The sequence below is a fragment of the Pseudochelatococcus sp. genome (assembly GCF_050946405.1).
GTDB lineage: Bacteria > Pseudomonadota > Alphaproteobacteria > Rhizobiales > Beijerinckiaceae > Pseudochelatococcus.
Genome location: NZ_JBMNUS010000006.1, coordinates 122,256 through 142,457, shown reverse-complemented (window position 1 = coordinate 142,457; position 20,202 = coordinate 122,256). Strand labels below are relative to the sequence as shown.

Here is a 20,202-nt window from a genome sequence, read left to right as displayed (position 1 = left end):
GGGACAGGGCGCAAAGGTGCGCCGAGGCACCGGCCGTGACGATCGCGCGGGAAGAACTCCCGTTCAAAACATATTGCGGCACCAACGGGTTAAGTGTAGATTCGCAGAGCAGGTGGCACGGCGGACCGCCCCGGTCAAGTCGATGCTTCCCTGATATCGACACAATCCTGCCAATTTTGGCGATTGTTCTGTGACCCGAAAGGCACAGACGGCCGGTCGGAGTTGCGGTATGTGTCTAGCAACTTCAGGGATGGCTTCGGGCCATTCGGCTTGAAGATGACAGTTTTGAGGAGTGAGTGATGAAAAAGGTTCTTCTCGCGGGCGTTGCTGCCGCCAGCCTGGTCGCTTCCGGCGCCGCTTTCGCTGCTGACCTGCCGAGCCGGCGGGTTGAGCCCGTTGCTCCGGTCGTGGTTGCCCCGATCTTCACCTGGACGGGCTTCTATGTCGGTGTGAACGCCGGTTATGCCTGGAACAGCAACGACGACGACTCGTACTGGAACGGCACGCAGTACTACAGCGGCGGCAACAACGACGACGGCGGTTTCACGGGTGGTGGCCAGATCGGCTACAACTACCAGTTCGGTCAGTTCGTCGCCGGTCTTGAAGCCGACATCAACTACGCCGACCTGAAGGGCAAGAACAGCAACTACGCTCTTGCCTGGAACCCGAACTCGGGCTACTTCGGCGGCACCAACGGCGGCATCGAGTGGTTCGGCACCGTCCGCGCCCGTCTCGGTGTGGCTTTCGATCGCGCCTTCATCTACGGCACGGGCGGTTTCGCCTACGGCGGTGGCGGCGACGGCGCCGGCTTCGTCTACAACGGCATCTACTACCAGAACAGCACCGACACCCGTACGGGCTGGACGCTGGGCGCCGGCTTCGAATACGCCATCACCAACAACATCACGGCCCGTCTGGAAGGTCTGTATGTCAACCTCGGCAAGCAGGACCGCAACCTGTTCCAGCCGCTCTACGACAACCGCAAGGACACCGAGTTCGGCGTCGTCCGCGCCGGCCTGAACTACAAGTTCGACTCGTTCTGATCCCTCGGACCCAAGGGTCCGGCATCGGTCAGGTCTTTGACCCGGCGGCGCAAGCCGCCGGGTTTCTCATATCGGGCACGGCGTATCGGCTTCAGCCTCCCGGCATTACTCGCCCGCCAGCCACTCGCAACGAAACCCCGCCCGATCACCGCGCGCCAGCCGTTGCGCCAATGCGGGCAGCAGGACCTCGGCTTCCGTCGCCAGCGTCCACGGCGGGTTGATGACGACAAGGCCCGAGCCGTTGAGGCGCGTCGCGTCGTCCGTCCGGTCGACCAGCATTTCGAGCCGCAGAATTTTCGGCACGCCGGAAGTGCGCAGCATGCCCGCCAGTTCCTCGGGCTCGCGCGGCCCCTTGATCGGATACCAGCCGACGAACACGCCGCCGCCCCACTTGCGATGCGCCTCGACGAGCGCGCGACCGAGGCGTCCCATTTCGCCCTCCACCTCGAAAGGAGGGTCGATCAGCACCACGCCGCGCCGCTCGACCGGCGGAATCATCGCCCTGAGCGCTGTCCAGCCATCGAGTTCGAGCACCTTGGCGCGCCGGTCATGGCCCAGATTTTCAGTCAGCACGCCCACGTCGGCCGGATGCTTCTCGACGAAGATGGCGCGATCCTGCCGCCGCATCAGCAGGCTCGCGAGCAGAGGCGAGCCGGGATAAAAGCCGGCGCCGAAACGGGCCGCGACATCCGCCAGCGCCGTGCGGTAGGGCGACAGCAGCGCCTCGGCGTCCCCTTCCAGCGGGGTGGCCAGCCGGGCGATGCCCGCCTGCCATTCCAGCGTCTTCCCGGCCTCCGCACCGCCAAGATCGTAAAGGCCGATGCCGGCATGCGTGTCGATGACCCGGAACGGCGCATCCTTCTGCGCCAGATAATTCAGGATGCGCGCGAAAAGCGCATGCTTCATGCAATCGGCAAAGTTGCCGGCGTGATAGGCATGGCGATAATTCATGAAGCGGCTTCAACTCCGGCTAGAGCACCTCGGCATTTCGTTGAAACGCTGAGATGCTCTATCTTATTGATTCGACGCGTTTTCTTCAAGAAAAGCAGCATCCGCTCCGCTTGAAAACGCTTTAATTCCCGGGGGAACCATATCTCATTCCGGCGCGTCGACGGTGAGACTGCGATCGCGGCAGCCGCTGCGGTCCACCTCCGGGCAGGCGCGAAAAGCCGACAGATCCCGGCTGAGGCAAATGCGCACTTCCTTCAGCCGCCCGCGCTGACATACGGCCGCGATCATGTCGGACTGCAATCCCGGATTGGCGGCGATGAAAGCACGCTCCACCTCCGCCGGCGCGATGCGGCGATCGGTCGGCAGCGCTCGCAGCGCCGGCGGGATCGTCACCTTGTCGCGTGCCCGCGCGGTATCGCGAAAATAGGCCTCGGGCGTTTTGCCCGAGCAGGTGCCGTGCGCCCGCCACTGGTGGCGGGCCAACCCCTGCTCGGGAAAGACCCCGGCGGCGACAGCCATCGCCTCACGCGAGGGAACGCGCGGCATCGCGGCACAATCCCTCGGATAGCCGCGCTCATACTGGGGCCAAAGGCCGTGCACCACGAATCCGTACTTGCGGCCGGGACTGCACTGGTCGCGGCGATCGGCGCGCCCCTCGATCTCACAAAAGCCCGGCGACCACGACAGGGCCAGCACATAAAAATCGAACGTGCCGGCACGCGCGCCCCTCTCCACGCGCTGCGCCCGCGCTTCGGACAACGGCAGCGCGCACACCAGCGCGCCGCACGCGAGCGCGGCGGACAACATGAGGCGGCGCAAAGGCGCTGGCGACGGCATCGTCAAGCCTGATCAGGGCAACGCCGCCTTGCATGAGGGAGCGAAAGACAGGTGACGGTCCAGCCCCACGATGCACCATTGCACATCCGGGCCGATGCCGATCGGCCCCAGCGCCTCGCGCACGGAATAGTGAACGACGCGCTTGCGGCCGTCGGATACCTGCGACACCGCCGTGCAGAAGCGGCGCGGAATGAACGCCTCGCCCCACGGCCGCAACGCCACGTCGCGCACGCGTTCGAAGCCCTCGATGGTCAGCGGCGAATCCCAGAAACGCGCCTCGCGGAAGGCGAAACGGTTCACAATACGCTTCAGCACGCCAGGATCATCACAGGCAGGCACATTGCCGGAGAAGGCAAGCACGCGCTCCTCGGCGCGCACGTGATCGCGGGCGGCGGCGGGCGCGCCCGTCAGCAGCGCAGCGAGCACCGCCCCGGAAATAACAAGCGAACGCATGACAGCCCCCATTCACATAACAACGACCGGCCCGGAACCGCATCGGCAGGCCGGCCGCAGGGCCGCCTGCAAAACACAGACCATGCCATCATGAACACGCGATCATCATTAAAGCCATTGTCACCGCGGTCAAGCGACCCGTATATGAATGGCGGCCGAAAGATGTGTATACTTCCCGATTCAACACGCTACGGATATTCGAACGGCAGCGGCCCGGCATCCGGGCCGCAGATCGCATGGATCGCACGCACTTCGGCCTCGCTTTCCGCAACCATGGCGTCGAACCCCTCTTCCAGCGCCTGGCGGCAGCGACGGCGAAACACGTCGTCCGGCAGGGTTCCGCCCGGCAAGGCATCGTCGCCGTCCCGAGCGAAGGCAAGGGCGGGCACGCCGGCCTGGCTTGCCGCAAGCAGGGTGAGACTGCGGGACAGCCGCCGCACGTCGCCGCCGGGCGCCCGCCACCCGCGCAACCGAAAGGGCGCCCATGCCAGCGCCGCAAGCCGCGGGTGCGGCCGCAGGCGCGGGGCGGCGAGCACGGCGGCAGGCGTCCCGATGACGGCGACGATGCGCGTTTCGCCGTCGCCAAGCCCGAGACGCGCCTCCAGCACGCGCAGCCGCGCGCCGAATCGTTCGATATCTTCCGGTCCGGCCACCTGCGGCAGCACGATCCCGGCGGGGCGGGCGGCCACGGCGACGGCGAGGTGTTCCGCCGACGGCAGGCCGCGTGCGGGCGCGCCGGGGCGAATCCACGCCGGCCTGCCTTGCTCGCCCGCCAGCGCGACCGCATCGGCAACCGCCTCGCATGCCGCGGCCGCGGGAGAAAACGTGACGATAAAGCCATGCGCGGCGCTCGCGCGGATGGCCGCCGATGTTCCCCCGGCGCCGGCAGAAACAATCAGAAACGAATGCACGCGCGCTTTCCCGTCTTCAGTCCGGTCGCGGCCATGCAATGTATATATCCGCCGGAAAGGAACCATGGCGACCGCAATGCGCACCATATACCCGCGCGCCCTGCGACCATACCCGATTCACGGGCGTCATCGCACGATTTTTTGAACGGTTATGCTTCCAAAGCAGCGCCTTCTGCCCCATATATTGCGCGTACACGATAGTGTGCATTCGTGGCGGCGCAACGGTGGCCGCTTCCTTTTCCCTGCGAGACCCGCCTTCACGGCCGCGTGACCGGGCCTCGCGACAAGCTTTGAGGTAGGATCCCCATGCTTCTTTCCCGCCGAGGGCGCGTTCTGGCCGCTTTCGCTGCCGCCCTGTTCCTGACGGCCGGAGTTGCCGAGGCCCGCGTGGGCAAGGGCAGCAGCTTCGGCAGCCGTGGGTCGCGCACGCAGAGCGCGCCCGCGCCGACCAATACGGCGCCGACGGCCGCGCCGATCCAGCGCTCCACGACGCCGCAGGCAGCGACCGCCGCGCAGGCTCCGCGCCCCGGCGCGCAGGCCGCGCAGCAGCGCCCCGGCTTCTTCGGCGGCGGCTTCGGCGGCGCGCTGATGGGCGGCCTGCTGGGCGCCGGCCTTTTCGGGCTCCTGTCGGGCGCCGGGCTCTTCGGCGGCATGTCGGGCCTGGGCTCCATCCTCGGCCTGTTGTTGCAGATCGGCCTGATCGTGCTGCTGGTGCGCTTTGCCCTCGGCTGGTTCCGCCGCCGGCAGGCTGCAACCGCCGGCGCCCCCGGCTACGGACATGCGCGCTCGGCGACCGGCGGCGGTCTCGGCGGCGCGGCGGCGAACACCGGCGCGAACCGGAGCCGGCAGGCCGCGCACCCGGCCGCGAGCAAGCCCATCCAGATCGCCGATGCGGATTATGCCGCGTTCGAACGGCTGCTTTACGCCACGCAGGACGCGTATTCGCGCGAGGACATCGCCACGCTGCGCCGTCTCGCGACGCCGGAAGTCGCTTCCTACCTGATGGAGGAGTTGACCGCCAACGCCTCCAACGGCGTCATCAACCGGGTCTCGGACGTCAACTTCCTTCAGGGCGACCTGTCTGAAGCATGGCGCGAAGGCGACAGCGACTACGCCACGGTCGCGATGAAGTTCTCGCTGCGCGACGTCACCTTCGACCGCGCCACGAACGCCATCGTCGAGGGCAACCCGAGCGCGCCGATCACCGTCACGGAGATCTGGACTTTTCGCCGCATGCGCGGCGGCGAGTGGCTGGTGTCGGCAATCCAGCAATCCTGATCGCCGACAGCCCTCCTCAGACGCATCTCGCTTCAAAAGCGCCGGGAAACCGGCGCTTTTCGTTTGATGGAAAAGGTGATGCCGGATGAAGGCAATGCTCCGGCCATCGACGCAACCGGCGAAAGCGCAACAATAAATGCGAGACCAATAGCGGCAGCCCGTATATTAATAATAAAAATGCAATATTTCACATTCTGCAACAGGTTTTATCAAACAGGGTGAAAATCCTCCCGCGCACGGCTTCCCAAGAGAGTTGGCCCGTGCGAAATGCAGCATGACATCAAAAAAAAAGCATTTCCTATAGCCTCAGTTTCGTTTTATGGTGGCTCCTCTTTAAAGCGTTTTCAAGCAAAGTGGATACCGGTTTGCATGAAGAAAACGCGTAAAATCAAAACCCTGAAGCATTTCGACGTTTCAACGAAATGTCGAAATGCTTTAGCCTTTCTGTTTTGAAAGGCACGATCCGATAAAAATACATTTGCATTTTAACTGCTATTTTCGCCTGCGATCTGGAGAGTATAAAGATGTCGCTTGTGAATTATAATGTAGTTGATAATTGGGGCGCCGGATTCATTGGCAATATAACGATTTCCGGCGGAGAAACCGGCTTGCAGGGCTGGACTCTCGCATTCGACGCCGGCTTCGACATCGGCAACATCTGGGGCGCCGAGATCGTCAGCCGCGAAGGCAATCACTACAAGCTGCGCAGCCTGAGCTGGAATGCCGACGTTCCGCCGGGGCAGTCCATCACCATCGGCTTTCAGGCGACGCCGGGCGCCGACGGCACCGCCGCGACGGGCCTCGCGCTCAACGGCGAAACCGTTGCGCCGGAGCCGGAACCCGCGCCGCAGCCGGCGCTCTCGGTGGAGGATGCGTCGGCCGCGGAAGGCGACGAGGGCATCGGCCATCTCGCCTTCACGGTGCGGCTGTCCGAGGCCGCGCAGACGCCGGTCAGCGTGAATTACGCCACCCTTGACGGCAGCGCGCGGGCCGGGCTGGATTATACGGCCGCCTCCGGCGTCTTCACCTTCGCGCCGGGCGAGACCGTCGGCACGATCTACGTGCCGGTGCACGGCGATACGCAATACGAGCCGGACGAGACCCTGACGCTGCAACTGGCCTCGGCCGACGGCGCGATCATCGGCACGGGTTCCGCCGCCGGCACGATTCTCAACGACGACGACGCCCCCGTCCCGGCCGACCTGCCGGTTCTGTCGATCGCCGATACCTCGGTGGTGGAAGGCAACCCCGGCACGGCCACCGGCCCGGCCGCCGCGGGTTGGCTCAGCACCGCCGGCAACCAGATCGTCGACGCGCAGGGCAATGCCGTGCAGACTTCCCGCAGTCGTGGTTCCAGGGATCGGACTTCCCCGCCAATCTGGAAGCCGTGTTCGACGAAGCCTGGGGCTTCATCTATCGCGAGGAGATCGCGCCGGTCTATCTCGGCGAGTTCGGCACCAAGCTGGTCGACCCCAAGGATGCGCCGTGGTTCGACGCCATCACCGCCTATCTTGCCGGCGATTTCGACAACGACGGCGTTTCGGACATTCCGGCGGGCGACAAGGGCATGAGCTGGACCTACTGGTCGTGGAACCCCAATTCCGGCGACACGGGCGGCATCCTCAAGGATGACTGGACGAGCGTCCACGAGGACAAGCTGGCCAATCTCACGCCGATCCAGTTCGATTTCGACACCGACGCCGCCGGCGGCGGATCGGACGGGGAAGTCGGCACGTTCGCGGAATTTCTGGTAACGCTGTCGGAACCTGCCGACGACGTGGTGACGGTGGATTATCACACCGTGGCGGGAACGGCCTCCCATGCCGATTTCACGCCGACGAGCGGCACGCTCACCTTCCAGCCCGGCGAGCAGAGCAAGACCATCGCGGTCGCCATCCGGCCGGATCTGGCCGCCGAGGCGGACGAGCAGTTCACCGTGGTGCTCTCCGGCCCCGACGGCGCGGTGATCGGCGCCGGCACGGGCACCGCCACCATCGTCAACGACGACGGCGGGACGGTCGATCCGCAGCCCGAGCCTTCCGACAACGGGCTGGAAGCTGCCTTCTCGCTGGTGGATTCGTGGAACAGCGGCTTCAATGCCAGCATCGTCGTGCGCAACGAGGGCGCGGCCGTGAACGGCTGGCGCGTCGAGCTGGAGCTGGACAACGAGATCGCCAACATCTGGAACGCCGAGATCATCTCGCGCACCGGAAACGGCTATGTGATCGGCAACGCCGCATGGAACGGCAACGTCGCTTCGGGCGGAGAAGTCACCTTCGGCTTCATCGGCGTGGGGCAGGTCGACGGCAACGCCGTCGATATCATCGTCTGACGCCCGGACTTCCCGCCCGGGCCCCGGCCCGGCCGGGCCGAACGGGCCTGAACGGCAGAAAGGCGCTCCGGGCGAACCCGGAGCGCCGCTTTCAGACCGGAGCCGATAACGTCAGCGATGCGTGGTGATGCGGCCGAAGGTGCTCTTCGTGCCCCAGACGCCACGGCGCAGGCATTCGAGCTGGAAGACCTGGCTGTGATCGACGAACAGGTTGACGTCGATGCCGTAGTTCTTGATGTACCACTCGAACACCTTCGGATCGGCCGCCTCGAACATGACGTTGGCCTGCCCGACCTCCTTCATGATCTTGGCGGCGACGTCGGTGCGCCACGGATCGGCGTTCTCGGTGATGCCTTCCGACTCGATCATGATGATCGCCGCGCCCGCGTTGAGCGCCGCATTGGCCGTGTCGATCAGGATCTGCGGATCGCGCGTGCCTTCCGCCTCCAGTTCCTCGCGCGTGGTATCGCCGCCGGCGCCGAACTGGATGCCGATCTCGGGCTTGGCCTTGAGGCCGGCTTTCTTGACCTTCTCGATGAGGCGCAGCAGATCGGGAACGGGCAACTGGATGAAGCCGGTCGACAGCTCGACGTAATCGAAGCCGAGCCGCTTCACCTCGGCGATGTAGTCGTCGACGTGATGGGCGGCGCGCGCCAGCACATTTTCGATCCAGCCGCCGGTCGAGACATAGAGACCCGCGTCATGCGCGATGGCCAGATATTTCCTGACCGCCTCCTCCGGCAGCAGGGAGAAGGAGCCGCCCGAAAACTTGAGGCCGTCGATGTGCTCGCCGAACACCTCGAACAGTTCCTTGAGATAGGTCGGGGTGACGGAGGCGTAGTACGGCCCGCGGATTTCGGTGATGGAGCGCGTGCGCGGCTTCGGCTGGCGATCGTTCATCGGCACGAAGGGGAAAAGACGGTTCTTCCACACTTCGGACTGCTCGCGGACGGCTTCTTCATGGTGGCTCATGGTAGTCTCCTTTTCTGGTCGGGAAATTCAGACGTTGAGGTTGGCGAGGATGGTCGCGAAGTCGCGGATGCGCAGCTTCTCGATGTTCCGCACCGCGTCGACGATCGAGGCGCGGGCGCGCTCGGAGGTGAACGGCGTCGCCAGCCCGTCGAACTTGGCGATCACGGTCTCCCAGCTCATGGGACGGGTGCGGAAACCTTCGTAATCCGTCTTGTCGATGGAAAACTTCCGGCCGTCCCTCAGCGTCACCGTGAGCGTGGTGGCGACCTCCTGCGGGAAGCGATCCGTGTATTCCTTGCTGGGGCGCACGGTGAAGCGCTTCAGCAGGCCCTGGATGTCGTCCCGCAGGATGCGCTCCGGCTCGTACTGCGCGGGCAGCACGTTGCCGTCGATGAGCGCCACGCCGACCATGTATTGCAGCGAGTGATCGGCTTCTTCCTTGGTGCGGATGACGGTCTTGTCGCCTTCCTCGCCGCCGCCGATGATGTGATAGGCGACATCGAAGACGTCGATCTCGATCGACTCGATCTCATCCGCCCGGAAGCCGTGCTGCGCCTGCAATTCCAGCGCGCCCTCGATGGAGGATTGCGAGTGGATCTCGGCATTGTACTTCTTGATGATCGACAGCTTGACGTTCTCGAGATCTTCCTTCGACCAGTCGATCTCGAAGGAGCCGGCGATCGCCTCCTTGAACCCCTTGTTGCCCTCGAACACTTCCTCCGGCCCGGTGATGCCGCGGTAGGCGAGGAAGGCGGCATGCGTGCCGACGAAGGCGGTGTTGGGATAGGCGAGGCCCTTCCAGTGCGACAGCGCGCCGGTGCGCGTCACCCTGAGCGCGTTGTTGCAGGTGCCGCTGATGGCGATGGCGTTCGCCGTCTTCCCGGCGTCGAGCCGCAGCGCCCGCGCGACGCCCGCGGCCACGGCGTAGGCGCCCTGCACGGTGTGGTCGAACCCCTTGGCGCGCACGGGCGCGACGTCGCAGAGCCGCCCTTGTACCTGATACGCCACCGCGAGCGCCGCCAGAAAGCCCTCGCCATCCTGATCGGCATATTCGGAAGCGGCCAGCACCGCGCCGAGATTGTCGCTCTGGTGGCAGGTCTCGCCCTTGGCGAGATAGCTGTCCATGAAGTCGAGATAGCGCACCAGCGCGCCGTTGTAGAAGGCCGCGCGATCGGGCGCCGTCTTGCCGCCGCCGATCAGCGTCGCGAGGGGGCTGCCGCCGAAATCCTCGAGATGCGTGCGGATATACTTGATCGGCTCACCATCGAGCGCGCCGATCGCGACGCCGATACTGTCGAGTATGCGCTTCTTCAACTCGTCGCGGGCCTCGGCGGATAGCGTGGCTGCGTCCGCGGACGCGACGAAACGGCCAAGGCGACGAACCTCGGTGTCCTTCGTATCGGAATTGTGGGCGGTCATATTCTCTCCTTACGCAACGATCCGGGAAGCGAAACAATGTATTCATTCCAGAAAATGGAGTCTGGAATTATTATTTATTTCGGATTGATTCTCTTACTCAACGTCATTGCGAGTCGCATCGTTATTTGCTTATGTATTTTGAGTCAACGGCAGAGATGTATATTTTATTTTCTAAAAATCCAGGACGAGGTAGACGATGAGCGAGCATGAGAACGCCGGCGCAAACAGGGAATACGATCGCCACGAGATGGAATCGGACAGGGAGCCGATCGGATTTTCCGATCTCGAACCGGATGAGGCGCTGGTGGTGTCGTTGTTCCGCTGTTGGCGTCACGGCGCGCCGACGGCAGCAATCGCGGCGCATATGCTGGCTATTCGGCTTCGCAACATTAATTATTATGAATATACGGAAACCATTCTGGACATATTCAAAAGCATTGAAGAAGACGATCTCTCCCTGTCGGGGCGCATCGAGCACCCCCTGCTGACGCCGGAGGAGGAATCGCTCATCGGGCGCATGTCGGCGCTGACGGCGGATGGCCCGTCACCGGCCGCGCGGCCCTTCTGCGTGCGCCCGCCGGAAGCGATCATCCGGTCCGGCCGCGACCGCCTGGAAATGATGATCGCCCGCAGCTATCGCCTCGTTCACGCCCACCTTCCGGCAACTCTCTGAGAGCCGCGCCGCTCTTCACGATGGCGGAATCTGCAACTATTGTGGCGCCGACCGGCCGCCGGAAGGCATTACTCCTGCCTGCAAACGACCGGGGGGCAACCCGACGGCGAACGATCGGGAGCAACGCCATACCGTCGCGCGGCCGCGGCCGCCGCCGGGGCGAGGAGGGCAACATGACTGACGGCATCGGCCCGCAGGCGGGCGAGGCACGGGTGCGCGGCGCCGATACGCCGCCGCTTCTCGAAGAAACCATCCCCGCCCTGCTGCTGCGGTGCGCGGCGGCGCGCCCGGAAGCCGAGGCGGCGATCTTCACCGACAGGGGGCTGCGGCTGAGCTGGCGGGAGTTCTCGCAGGCCGTGGACCGGCTGGCGACGGGCTTGCTGAAACTGGGCGTGACGCGGGGCGACCGCGTCGGCATCTGGGCGCCGAACCGCCCGGAGTGGCTGCTGACGCAGTTCGCCACGGCGCGCATCGGGGCCATTCTCGTCAACGTCAACCCGGCCTATCGCAGGAGCGAGCTGGAATACGCGCTCCGCTACGTCGGCGTGCGCGCGCTGATCTTGGCGGACAGGTTCAAGAGCTCCGACTATCTCGCCATCCTGAACGATCTCCTGCCCGAGCTTGCGCAGGCCACGCCCGGCGCGCTGTCCGCGCAGACGCTGCCGGATCTGCGCATCGTCATCCGCATGGGCGCGGAGACATCGCCCGGCATGCTGAATTTCAACGATGTCGCGGCCATCCCCGCCGACACCGCGCGGCTCGACGCCGCGACGGCGGCGCTGTCGCCCACCGACCCCATCAACATCCAGTTCACCTCCGGCACCACGGGCTTCCCCAAGGGCGCGACGCTGACGCATCGCAACATCGTGAACAACGCCCGGTTCGTCACCGACCGCATGTGCTTCACTGATGCGGACAGGCTGTGCATTCCGGTGCCGTTCTATCACTGTTTCGGCATGGTCATGGGCGTGCTCGGCTGCGTGACGAAAGGCGCGGCCATGATCCTGCCCGGCGAGGGCTTCAGCCCGGAAGCGACGCTGGCCGCCGTTTCCGCGGAGCGATGCACGGCGCTTTACGGCGTGCCCACCATGTTCTCCGCCATGCTGGCGAGCGATGCCTTCGCCGCAAGCGACCTCTCCTCGCTGCGCACCGGCATCATGGCCGGCGCGCCCTGCCCCATCGAGGTGATGAAGCGCGTGCGCAGCGACATGAACATGTCCGAGGTGACGATCGCCTACGGCATGACGGAGACGTCTCCCGTTTCGTTCCAGTCGTTCGTCGACGATCCCGTCGAGAAGCGCGTGACAACGGTCGGGCGCATCCATCCGCATCTCGAAGTGAAGCTCGTCGACCACGAGGGCCGGACCGTGGCGCCGAACGAGATCGGCGAATTGTGCACCAGAGGCTATTCCGTGATGCGCGGCTACTGGGGCGATCCGCAAAAGACCGCCGAGGCCATCGACGCCGAAGGCTGGATGCACACCGGCGACCTCGCCGTCATCGACGACGAGGGCTATTGCTCCATCGCCGGGCGCGTGAAGGACATGGTGATCCGCGGCGGCGAAAACATCTACCCGCGCGAGATCGAGGAATTTCTCTACCGTCATCCCAAGGTGCGCGAGGTTCAGGTGATCGGCGTGCCGGACGGCTTTTACGGCGAGGAACTCTGCGCCTGCATCATCCCCATGGACGATACGCTGACGGAAGACGAGATTCGCGGCTTCTGCCGCGGCCAGATCGCGCACTACAAGGTACCGCGCTACATCGAACTGATGGAAAACTTCCCGATGACCGTCACGGGCAAGATCCGGAAATTCGCCCTGCGGGACGAAATCGCGAAAAAGCTCGGGCTCTCGTAAGGGCGGCCGGGCGCGTCACGCTTCCTTGCGCAACTCCCGGCGCAGAATCTTGCCCACGCTGCTTCTGGGCAGGGAATCGCGGAAGACGACGGCGTGCGGCCGCTTGTAGGCCGTGAGCAACCCGTGGCAATGGCGCACGATGTCGTCTTCCGTCAGGTCGGGGTCCTTGCGCACCACGAAGGCGCGCACGGCCTCGCCCGCCGCCTCGTGCGGCACGCCCACCACCGCTACTTCCGCGACGCCGGGATGCGTGGCGATCACCTCCTCCACCTCCGCCGGATAGACGTTGAAGCCGGAAACGAGGATCATGTCCTTCTTGCGGTCCACCAGCACGACGCGCCCCTCGCCGGTGAGCCGGGCGATATCGCCCGTCTTCAGCCAGCCCCCGGCGTCGAGCGCCCGGCCGGTCTCTTCCGGGGCATTCCAGTAGCCGCGCATGACATTGGGGCCGCGCACCCACAGCTCGCCCTCGGCCCCCGGCGCGACCTCCTCGCCGGCGTCGTCCCGCAGGCTGATTTCCACGGAGGGCACCGGCAGGCCCACGCTGCCGTCGAACGCGTAGCCCTCGACCGGCGGGCTAAAGGTGACGACGGGCGCGGTTTCGGTCAGGCCATAGCCCTCCACGATGGGCGCGCCCGTGCGCTTCAGCCATTCCCGCGCCACCGCCTCCTGCGTGGCGGCCCCGCCGGCGACGGCGTAGCGCAGGCCGCTGAAGTCGATGCGGCCGAAATCGGGATGCTTCAGCATGGCGTCGTAGAGCACGTTGATGCCCATGATCGCCCTGAACTTCAGCCTGGCGATGGCGCGGATCAGGCCCCCGATATCACGCGGATTGGCGATCAGCACCGACGTCATGCCATAGGACATGAACAGCAGCAGCATGGTGAGCGCGAAGATGTGATAGAGCGGCAGAGGCACGATCACGCCGCCGCCGTCCGTGAGGCCGGCGAGCGCGCGCACCTGCTCGATGTTGGCGACGATGTTGCGGTGGGTCAGCATCGCTCCCTTCGCGCGCCCCGTGGTGCCGCCCGTGTACTGGAGAAACGCCAGATCGTCGCCGCGGATGCGCACCCCGGAGGGCGGATGCTCGCGCCCGAAAGCAAGCGCCGCGCGGAAGGAGAGCGCGCCGGGCAGGTCGTAAGGCCGAGCCGCCTTGCGGAACTTCAGCATCAGGTGGATCAGCCAGCGTCGCGGCGGCGGCAGCAGATCGCCGACGCGGGTCACGACGACCGCACGCACCGGCACGTGCGCGCGAACTTCCGCGAAGGTGGCGGCGGCGAGATCGCTGACGACGATCGCCTCCGCGCCGCTGTCGATGAGCTGGGATTTCAGCTCGCGCGCGGTGTAGAGCGGATTGACGTTGGTGACGACGAGACCGGCCTTCAGCACGCCCAGAAGAGCCACCGGATATTGCAGGAGGTTGGGCATCATCAGCGCCACGCGCGCGCCGTCCTCCAACCCCAGCCCATGCTGAAGATAGCCGGCAAAGTCATCCGACAGCCGATCGAGTTCGGCATAGGTCATCGTCACGCCGAAGCTCGACAGCGCGACCCGGTCGCCGTAGCGCGCGGCGGCCTCCGCGATCATCGCCGGAATGGAAGGAAAGGTATCGGGATCGATGACGGCCGGTGTGCCCGGCGGATAATGCTCCAGCCAGATCGGTTTCACGGCGTTTCTCCTTCATGTCCGGCTGGAGTGTCTCTGTTCAGGACAGAAGCATTCACGCTTTTGCCTGTGGCTGGAAAAGCCTTGCTTTTTCTTTCACTCAAGTTCCTTCGCTCAAGCGCCGCTTCAGTCGTCTCCTTGCAGCAGCGCGGCGATCTTGAGGGCGACGCCCTGCGATCCCTCGACCTTGAGACGGCCGGTGGAATAGGCGATCAGCGGATTGAGCCGCCCGGCGATGAGCTTTTGCAGGTTGTCGGAGGACAACCTTACGACCGTATCGGCCCCGTCTTCACCGCCGCCGGCCGTGACGCCGACGCCATCCGCGCCGTCGTCGATGGTGATCGTCTCGCCGCTGTCGCTCAGCGCCACGACGATGCGGTAGCCGATCCTGTCGACGCCGCCGATACGCGCGCGGATCGCGTCGATGAGTTCCTCCGTCGCCACCATGCCGGTTCTCCTCGCCCGTTCTCAGAACATGTCGTCGGCCAGCGCCATCGTCGCGCCCTTGCCGCTTCTGATAGCCGCCCACAGCGCGCCCGTCCGGGGCAGCAGCCGCTCCATGTAGAAACGCGCCGTCACCAGCTTCGCGTCGTAGAACGCGGCATCGGGGCCGGCGGTTTCACGCTTTTCCAGCGCGATCTTCGCCGTCCGCGCCCACATGTACGCGAGCGCCACAAGGCCGAACAGGCGCAGATAATCCGTGGCGGCGGCGCCCGCCTCCTCCGGGTCGCGCAGGCCGCTTGCCGCGACATGGGCGGTGGCCTGTTGCAGCACGCCGAAGGACTTCGCCAGCGGGCCGATGTAATCCGCCAGCGCGTCGTCCTCCAGATGCGCGTCGATGAAGGCGAGCACGGGATGAAAGAACGTGCGCAGCGGCCGCCCGAAGCCGTCCGACATCTTGCGCCCGACGAGATCGAGCGCCTGAACGCCGTTGGTGCCCTCATAGATCCGGGCGATGCGCGCATCGCGCAGCAATTGCTCGACGCCGTTGTCGCGAATGTAGCCATGGCCGCCGTAAACCTGCACGGCGAGATCGGCGACCTCGAAGCCCAGATCGGTGAACAGCGCCTTGACGATCGGCGTCATCAGCGCCACACGGTCCGCCGCCGCCGCGCGCGCCGCCGCATCGGGCGACAGCGCCTGCTCATCGAGCGCGCGCGCCACCCAGCTGCACAGCGCGCGGCAGCCCTCCGTCCAGGCACGGGCGGTCATCAGCATGCGGCGCACATCGGGGTGCACGATGATCGGATCGGCGGGCTCGCCGGGCTGCTTCGCACCGGAGAGCGCGCGCCCTTGCCGACGCTCCCGCGCATAGGCGACAGCGGCCTGACGGGCGGCCTCGGCCACGCCGAGCCCCTGCGTGCCGACCGAAACGCGCGCGCTGTTCATCATGGTGAACATGGCGCGCATGCCCTTGTGCGGCTCGCCCACCAGCCAGCCGACAGCGCCGTCGAAGGTCATCTGGCAGGTGGCGGAAGCGTGGATGCCCATCTTGCGCTCGATGCCGGCGCAGCTCACGCCGTTGCGGCTGCCCGGAGCGCCGTCGGCATCGGGCAGGAACTTCGGCACCACGAACAGGCTGATGCCCCTGACGCCTTTCGGCGCCTCCGGCAGCCGCGCCAGCACCAGATGGACGATGTTGTCGGTCAGATCGTGCTCGCCGGCCGAGATGAAGATCTTCGAACCCGTGATCGCATGGCTGCCGTCGCCGCGCGGCACGGCGCGGGTGCGCAGCAGGCCCAGATCCGTGCCGCAATGAGGCTCGGTGAGGCACATCGTGCCGCTCCACTCGCCGCTGATCATCCGGGGCAGATAGGCGCTCTTCAGTTCCGCCGATCCGTGCGCCGCAAGGGCGGCGCACGCGCCGTTGGTAAGGCCCGGATAAAGGCCGAACGACAGGTTCGCGGAGCAGATCATCTCCTCCACCAGCTTGCAGACGCTCGCCGGCAGCCCCTGCCCGCCATAGGCCGGATCGCCCGCCGCCGCGCTCCAGCCGTTGCGGCGGAAGGCGTCGTAAGCCTCCCTGAAGCCCTTCGGCGTGCGCACGATACCGCCTTCATAACGACAGCCCTCGCGGTCGCCGCCGGCGTTGAGCGGCGCGAGCACCGTTTCGGTGAAGCTCGCCGCCTGTTCCAGCACATCGTCGATGAGATCGGCGGTGAGTTCCGCCTGCCCGTCGAGCGCCGCCAGTTCCGCGCTGCCGTGAAGCTCGTGGAGCACGAACCGCATATCCCGCAGGGGGGCCTTGTAAGCGTGCATCTCCTCCTCCCGGATGGCGATCAGTTCCTGAGCGGCTTGCCGGTGGACAGCATATGCTCGATGCGCGCCAGCGTGCCCGGCGTGCGGACGAGACGCATGAACACCACGCGTTCCAGCGCGAGCATCTCCTTTTCGGAAACCGGCGCCGTCGGATCGCCGTCGCCGCCGGACAGCACTTCCGCAAGGCCGCCCGCCACGACGAGATCGTGGTCGGTGGCGACGCCGCGCCTGCGGAAGCCCGCCGCCGCCATATCCATCGCCGTCTTGCCCGAGCGGCCCGGCAGCGTGAGCTCGACGCGCGCCGGCGGCGCATACCCGTCGACAAGCGCCAGCGCCCGCGCCTTGGCGTCGGCCAGCAGCCGGTCGCGGTTCATGGTGACGCCGTCGCGCCCGCGCAGGATCAGCATGGCGCGCGCGCGGGCCGCCGATGTCGAGACGGTGGCGGTGGAGACCATCTCGAACACCTTCGCCGGCGCGGGCATCGGGCCGTTCGGCAGCCTGCCGGGGGCGGACCAGCGCGCCAGCATCTCCTTGCAGCCGCCCCAGGCCGGCACGAGGCCGACGCCGCATTCCACAAGGCCGGCGTAAGTCTCGGCATGCGCCTGCACGGCGTCCGAATGCAGCAGCAATTCGCAGCCGCCGCCCAGCGCCATGCCGGAAGGCGCGCTCACCACCGGGAACGGCGCGTATTTCAACGCGCCGAGCACCTTCTGACCGGCGGCGACGAGCTTCTCGATCTCGCCCCAGGCCGCGATATTGGCCGCGAACAGCGCGAGGCCGAGGTTGGCGCCCACCGAAAAATGCCGGCCTTCGTTGTAGATGACGAGCGCCTTGCAGCTTTTCGCCACCAGCTTGATGGCGCGCTCGATCGCCTCCAGCACCTGATCGTCCAGCGCGTTGCCTCTGGTCGTCAGTTCGAGGCACGCCACGCCGTCGCCGATGTCCCACAGGCTCGCGGCGGCGGTTTTCAACATCGGCTCCGCGCGGCGTCTGACATCCTCCAGCAGAAGCACGCCCTCGGGCCGCACCACGTCGTGATAATCGCCGTCGAGGCCGAAGAACTGCAAGCGGCCCCGCTCGACGCGGTAGAAAGTGCGCCCGCCGATCTGGCCGAGAAGCGGCGGCACCGGCGCGCCTTCGGCCTTCAGCCGTTCCACGAGCCACGCCGCCCCTACCCGGTCGATGAGCGCGAACGGCCCTTCCTTCCAGTTGTAGCCAAGCCGCATGGCGTCATCGACGGCGAGGATGTCGTCCGCCGCCTCCGGCACCAGCCGCGCCGCATAGGCCAGCGTGCGGCCCATCACCCGCCAGGCGTAATCGCCGACGGAGCCGGGCGCATCGAACAGCGCGCGCAAATCGCCGCCCGCCCGATCGACGCCGGCTTCCCGCAGCGCCGCCGTATCGGGCTTGCGCGCGGGGCGGTAGACGCCGGAGGCGAGGTCGATCGCTTCCTTGACGCGCCCGCCGTCCTTCGTGTCGAGACGGTAGAAGCCGCCCTTGCCCTTGCGGCCGGTATGACCTTCCGCGATCATGCGCCCGATCAGCGGCAGATCGCGGCCGAGCGCATGAAACGCATCGTCTTTCGGCAGGCTGCCGGCGAGGTTCGCATTGATGTAGGGCATCAGATCGATGCCGACGAGATCGGCGAGGCCGAAAATGCCGGTCTTGGGAATGCCGAAGGGGCGGCCCATGACGGCATCGGCATCCTCGACGGCAAGGCCGAGGTCGACCGCCTCCGCGATGCCGGCCTGAATCCAGTACGCGCCGAGCCTGTTGGCGATGAAGCCGGGCGTATCCTTGCCGCGCACGACGGTCTTGCCGAGCCTCTCGTCGGCGAAGCGCGAGACGCGCGCCACCTGCGCCGCATCGGTTTCCGCCCCCGTCACCACTTCCAGCAGCCGCATGTAGCGCGGCGGATTGAAGAAATGCGTGATCAGGAAGCGGCTGCGAAATCCGCTCGGCGCGCGCTCGACCAGCCGGGCGAGCGGGATGGTCGACGTGTTGGAAGACACGACCGCATCGGGCCGGCGCACGGCGTCGATCTTCTCATAGAGCGCCTGCTTGACGTCGAGCCGCTCGACGACCGCCTCGATCACCCAGTCGCACCTCCCGATCCGCGCCAGATCATCGTCGATGTTGCCGGGCTCGATGAGCGTCGCCGCCTCGTCCGACATGAGCGGGGCGGGATCGGTCTTCCGCAGGCGTGCGATGGCGGCGCGCGCGACGGCGCTGCGATCGCCGCCCTCTTGTACATCGGGCGGCACGATATCGAGCAGCAGCACGGGCACGCCGGCGTTGGCCACCTGCGCGGCGATGCCGGCGCCCATGACGCCCGCGCCGATGACGGCGACCCTTTCGATTGCGCCGTTCGCCATCATGCGCGCTCCAGAACGGTGGCGATGCCCTGCCCGCCGCCGATGCACTGGGTGGCGAGGGCATAGCGCCCGCCCTCGCGCCGCAGGAGGCTCGCGGCCTTGCCGGTGATGCGCGCGCCCGTCGCGCCGAGCGGATGGCCGAGGGCGATGGCGCCGCCGTCGATGTTGAGCGTATCCTCGCGGATGCCGAGTTCCCGCACGCAGGCGATGGCCTGGGCCGCGAACGCCTCGTTGAGCTCCACGATGTCGATGTCGTCCATGGTGAGCCCGGCGCGTGCGAGCGCCTTGCGGCTCGCGGCCACGGGGCCGATGCCCATGATCTCCGGCGCGCAGCCCGCGACCGCCGCCGCGCGCACATGGGCGAGCGGCGTCAGGCCCTTGCGCCCGGCATAATCCGCGCTGGTGACGAGCACCGCCGCCGCGCCGTCGGTGAGCGGCGAGGAGGTGCCGGCCGTCACCGTGCCATGCGCGTCGAAAGCCGGCCCGAGACCCGCGAGCGCCTGCTCCGTGGTATCGGGGCGCGGGCAACCGTCGCGCGTCACCGTGCCGTCCGGCGTTTCCACGGCGACGATCTCGTCGTCGAAACGCCCTTCCGCCAGCGCCTGCGCGGCGAGGCGCTGGCTGCGCAGGGCGAAGGCTTCCTGCTCCCCGCGGCCGATCTCCCAGCGCCGGGCGACGTTCTCCGCCGTGTCGCCCATGCCGAGCAGCGCGCCGGGACAGCTTTTTTCGAGCACCGGATTGGGCAACGGGTTGAAACCCATCATCGGCACCCGCGACATGCTTTCCACGCCCGCGGCGATGAACGCCTCGCCCGCGCCGAGCCGGATCTGCCCGGCGGCGATGTGGATCGCCTGCATGGACGAGCCGCAATAACGATTGACCGTCATGCCCGCCACCGAGAGCGGCAGGCCGGCGAGCAGCCCCGCCATGCGCCCGATGTTGAAACCCTGCTCGCCTTCGGGGAAGGCGCAGCCCATGATCAGATCCTCGATATCGGCCGCCTCGACGCCGGTGCGCGCGACCAGCGCCCGCACCACCTGCGCCGCGAGATCGTCCGGGCGCAGGCGCGCCAGCTCCCCCTTGCGGGCGAGCCCGAACGGCGAGCGGACATAGCCGGCGATAACGACGTTGTTCATTGGCATTGCCCTCCCGCTTGACGGCGGCCGTTTTTCGGC

16 protein-coding genes and 1 pseudogene are annotated in these 20,202 nt (G+C 66.5%); 6 read left to right on the top strand and 11 right to left on the bottom strand.

The features are described 5' to 3' along the window. Positions 1-299 precede the first annotated feature (299 nt). Complete coding sequence (locus ACOYJQ_RS10950; RefSeq protein WP_433458381.1) at positions 300-1,043, top strand: outer membrane beta-barrel protein; 744 nt, start codon at positions 300-302, stop codon at positions 1,041-1,043. A gap of 105 nt (positions 1,044-1,148) precedes the next feature. Here the strand turns inward: ACOYJQ_RS10950 and ACOYJQ_RS10945 are convergent, their stop codons facing one another. From ACOYJQ_RS10945 to ACOYJQ_RS10930, 4 genes are all read right to left on the bottom strand, one after another. Further along, on the bottom strand, positions 1,149-1,994 hold the full coding sequence (locus ACOYJQ_RS10945) for a 23S rRNA (adenine(2030)-N(6))-methyltransferase RlmJ (protein WP_433458379.1): 846 nt from the start codon (positions 1,992-1,994) through the stop codon (positions 1,149-1,151). Positions 1,995-2,138: 144 nt separating this feature from the next. After that, entirely contained in the window at positions 2,139-2,831 is a 693-nt protein-coding gene (locus ACOYJQ_RS10940; RefSeq protein ID WP_433458377.1) for a ribonuclease T2 family protein, read from the bottom strand. Positions 2,832-2,843: 12 nt separating this feature from the next. Next, complete coding sequence (locus tag ACOYJQ_RS10935) at positions 2,844-3,284, bottom strand: hypothetical protein (protein ID WP_433458375.1); 441 nt, start codon at positions 3,282-3,284, stop codon at positions 2,844-2,846. Between the two features lie 188 nt (positions 3,285-3,472). Then, positions 3,473-4,195: a hypothetical protein gene (locus ACOYJQ_RS10930; protein ID WP_433458373.1), complete on the bottom strand. Its 723-nt coding sequence runs from the start codon at positions 4,193-4,195 to the stop codon at positions 3,473-3,475. 306 nt (positions 4,196-4,501) lie between these two features. Here ACOYJQ_RS10930 and ACOYJQ_RS10925 point away from each other — a divergent pair, with 306 nt between their 5' ends. The 3 genes and pseudogenes from ACOYJQ_RS10925 to ACOYJQ_RS10915 all read left to right on the top strand — a co-directional run bounded on the left by ACOYJQ_RS10925 (position 4,502) and on the right by ACOYJQ_RS10915 (position 7,805). Further along, positions 4,502-5,473, top strand: coding sequence for a TIM44-like domain-containing protein (locus ACOYJQ_RS10925; RefSeq protein ID WP_433458371.1), 972 nt, complete (start codon positions 4,502-4,504; stop codon positions 5,471-5,473). A gap of 524 nt (positions 5,474-5,997) precedes the next feature. Further along, a pseudogene (locus ACOYJQ_RS10920) lies at positions 5,998-6,642 on the top strand (cellulose binding domain-containing protein); the annotation flags it as partial. 218 nt (positions 6,643-6,860) lie between these two features. Beyond that, entirely contained in the window at positions 6,861-7,805 is a 945-nt protein-coding gene (locus ACOYJQ_RS10915; RefSeq protein ID WP_433458369.1) for a cellulose binding domain-containing protein, read from the top strand. A 111-nt stretch (positions 7,806-7,916) separates the two neighbouring features. Here ACOYJQ_RS10915 and ACOYJQ_RS10910 read toward each other — a convergent pair whose 3' ends face one another. Next, positions 7,917-8,777 (bottom strand): phosphosulfolactate synthase, encoded by an 861-nt coding sequence (locus tag ACOYJQ_RS10910; protein ID WP_433458367.1) that lies wholly within the window; start codon positions 8,775-8,777, stop codon positions 7,917-7,919. A gap of 27 nt (positions 8,778-8,804) precedes the next feature. Further along, complete coding sequence (locus ACOYJQ_RS10905; protein WP_433458365.1) at positions 8,805-10,196, bottom strand: MmgE/PrpD family protein; 1,392 nt, start codon at positions 10,194-10,196, stop codon at positions 8,805-8,807. Between the two features lie 196 nt (positions 10,197-10,392). Between ACOYJQ_RS10905 and ACOYJQ_RS10900 the strand changes: the two genes are divergently transcribed. Together ACOYJQ_RS10900 and ACOYJQ_RS10895 are read left to right on the top strand one after the other, a co-directional pair. Beyond that, on the top strand, positions 10,393-10,869 hold the full coding sequence (locus ACOYJQ_RS10900; protein WP_433458363.1) for a hypothetical protein: 477 nt from the start codon (positions 10,393-10,395) through the stop codon (positions 10,867-10,869). A 173-nt stretch (positions 10,870-11,042) separates the two neighbouring features. Further along, positions 11,043-12,728 (top strand): AMP-binding protein, encoded by a 1,686-nt coding sequence (locus tag ACOYJQ_RS10895; RefSeq protein WP_433458361.1) that lies wholly within the window; start codon positions 11,043-11,045, stop codon positions 12,726-12,728. Between the two features lie 15 nt (positions 12,729-12,743). Here ACOYJQ_RS10895 and ACOYJQ_RS10890 read toward each other — a convergent pair whose 3' ends face one another. The 5 genes from ACOYJQ_RS10890 to ACOYJQ_RS10870 form a co-directional block, all read right to left on the bottom strand. Further along, a complete protein-coding gene (locus tag ACOYJQ_RS10890) occupies positions 12,744-14,396 on the bottom strand; it encodes an AMP-binding protein (protein WP_433458359.1) in 1,653 nt (550 codons plus the stop codon). 123 nt (positions 14,397-14,519) lie between these two features. Then, positions 14,520-14,840 (bottom strand): SCP2 sterol-binding domain-containing protein, encoded by a 321-nt coding sequence (locus ACOYJQ_RS10885; protein ID WP_433458357.1) that lies wholly within the window; start codon positions 14,838-14,840, stop codon positions 14,520-14,522. A gap of 21 nt (positions 14,841-14,861) precedes the next feature. Next, complete coding sequence (locus tag ACOYJQ_RS10880) at positions 14,862-16,652, bottom strand: acyl-CoA dehydrogenase C-terminal domain-containing protein (RefSeq protein WP_433458355.1); 1,791 nt, start codon at positions 16,650-16,652, stop codon at positions 14,862-14,864. A gap of 20 nt (positions 16,653-16,672) precedes the next feature. Beyond that, entirely contained in the window at positions 16,673-19,027 is a 2,355-nt protein-coding gene (locus ACOYJQ_RS10875; protein WP_433458353.1) for a 3-hydroxyacyl-CoA dehydrogenase NAD-binding domain-containing protein, read from the bottom strand. Then, entirely contained in the window at positions 19,027-20,163 is a 1,137-nt protein-coding gene (locus ACOYJQ_RS10870) for a thiolase family protein (protein ID WP_433458351.1), read from the bottom strand. Before ACOYJQ_RS10870 ends, ACOYJQ_RS10875 begins: the two co-directional genes overlap by 1 nt. Between the last annotated feature and the right edge of the window lie 39 nt (positions 20,164-20,202).

Coding starts and splice junctions, on each gene's coding strand:
- ACOYJQ_RS10875 (WP_433458353.1), bottom strand. CDS start 19,027: ATGGCGAACGGCGCAATCGAAAGGGTCGCCGTCATCGGCGCGGGCGTC.
- ACOYJQ_RS10895 (WP_433458361.1), top strand. CDS start 11,043: ATGACTGACGGCATCGGCCCGCAGGCGGGCGAGGCACGGGTGCGCGGC.
- ACOYJQ_RS10925 (WP_433458371.1), top strand. CDS start 4,502: ATGCTTCTTTCCCGCCGAGGGCGCGTTCTGGCCGCTTTCGCTGCCGCC.
- ACOYJQ_RS10870 (WP_433458351.1), bottom strand. CDS start 20,163: ATGAACAACGTCGTTATCGCCGGCTATGTCCGCTCGCCGTTCGGGCTC.
- ACOYJQ_RS10880 (WP_433458355.1), bottom strand. CDS start 16,652: ATGCACGCTTACAAGGCCCCCCTGCGGGATATGCGGTTCGTGCTCCAC.
- ACOYJQ_RS10885 (WP_433458357.1), bottom strand. CDS start 14,840: ATGGTGGCGACGGAGGAACTCATCGACGCGATCCGCGCGCGTATCGGC.
- ACOYJQ_RS10910 (WP_433458367.1), bottom strand. CDS start 8,777: ATGAGCCACCATGAAGAAGCCGTCCGCGAGCAGTCCGAAGTGTGGAAG.
- ACOYJQ_RS10935 (WP_433458375.1), bottom strand. CDS start 3,284: ATGCGTTCGCTTGTTATTTCCGGGGCGGTGCTCGCTGCGCTGCTGACG.
- ACOYJQ_RS10905 (WP_433458365.1), bottom strand. CDS start 10,196: ATGACCGCCCACAATTCCGATACGAAGGACACCGAGGTTCGTCGCCTT.
- ACOYJQ_RS10950 (WP_433458381.1), top strand. CDS start 300: ATGAAAAAGGTTCTTCTCGCGGGCGTTGCTGCCGCCAGCCTGGTCGCT.
- ACOYJQ_RS10900 (WP_433458363.1), top strand. CDS start 10,393: ATGAGCGAGCATGAGAACGCCGGCGCAAACAGGGAATACGATCGCCAC.
- ACOYJQ_RS10940 (WP_433458377.1), bottom strand. CDS start 2,831: ATGCCGTCGCCAGCGCCTTTGCGCCGCCTCATGTTGTCCGCCGCGCTC.
- ACOYJQ_RS10945 (WP_433458379.1), bottom strand. CDS start 1,994: ATGAATTATCGCCATGCCTATCACGCCGGCAACTTTGCCGATTGCATG.